This is a genomic window from Vibrio sp. OPT41, assembly GCF_015163595.1.
Classification (GTDB): Bacteria; Pseudomonadota; Gammaproteobacteria; order Enterobacterales; family Vibrionaceae; genus Vibrio; species Vibrio alginolyticus.
This window is the reverse complement of record NZ_JADDYH010000064.1, coordinates 1-841: the sequence shown is the minus strand read 5'-3', so window position 1 is coordinate 841 and position 841 is coordinate 1. Positions and strand designations below refer to the sequence as shown.

Annotated in this window: 1 protein-coding gene; it reads left to right on the top strand. The window is 41.6% G+C overall.

The genetic code is table 11. The features are described from left to right. Positions 1 to 123 precede the first annotated feature (123 nt). The gene (locus IQP38_RS21665) at positions 124 to 633 is read left to right on the top strand and encodes a GNAT family N-acetyltransferase (RefSeq protein WP_193838030.1); all 510 of its coding nucleotides are present in this window, start codon (positions 124 to 126) and stop codon (positions 631 to 633) included. Positions 634 to 841: the final 208 nt, after the last annotated feature.

The following is an 841-nucleotide window of genomic DNA, read 5'->3' as shown; positions in this document are numbered from 1 at the left end:
CGGCACGCGTAGCATTTTTACTATGCGTTAGTTCTAGTGGTTAAGATGGTATGCGGAAGCTTAGGTATTGCGTGCCTCACACCTTAACAAGGCGTTATAAAGCTCGAAGAAAAAGGACATTTCGTGGAAATTCGAACAGGTAAACTTGAAGATGTTGCTGGTATCACCGACATCTTTAATTTTTATATTGAGCACACTAATGCACGCTTTGATGAAGCTCCATTTACTCTGGAAAATCGTCAGAAATGGTTTTCTCAGTTTTCTAGCACTACCAAATATCAACTATATGTAGCCACAGAAAACGGCGTGTTGCTAGGTTTTGCATGTTCCCAACAGTACAGAGCAATTTCAGCTTTTGACGACACCGTAGAAGTGACCGTTTATCTGGCACAAGAAGCAAAGGGGAAAGGTTTAGGTTCTAAACTATATACTCAGTTGTTCTCATCAATTCGTGCCTATGGTGTCCATCGTGTATTGTCGGGTGTTGCATTACCAAACGACGCATCAGTTGCATTACATAAACGGTTTGGTTTCAGAGAAGTCGGAGTTTTCAATGAATATGCGAAGAAACATGGGCAGTACATAAGCTCAGTGTGGTTCGAAAAGGCGTTTAACGTAGAGTCCGCTTTATAACAAACAATTTAAGAGTGATTCGGCACGCGTGGCATTTTTGGTATGCGTTGGTTGTAGTGGTTAAGGTGGTATGCGGTAGCATTGGTATTGCGTGCCTCACACCTTAATTGGGCGTTATGTAGCCGCGAGAGGACGGTAAGTTAAAAGGATTTATATATGTTAAATATTCGGCAAGCTCGCATTGAAGATATCAGTGTTATCAAGAAAC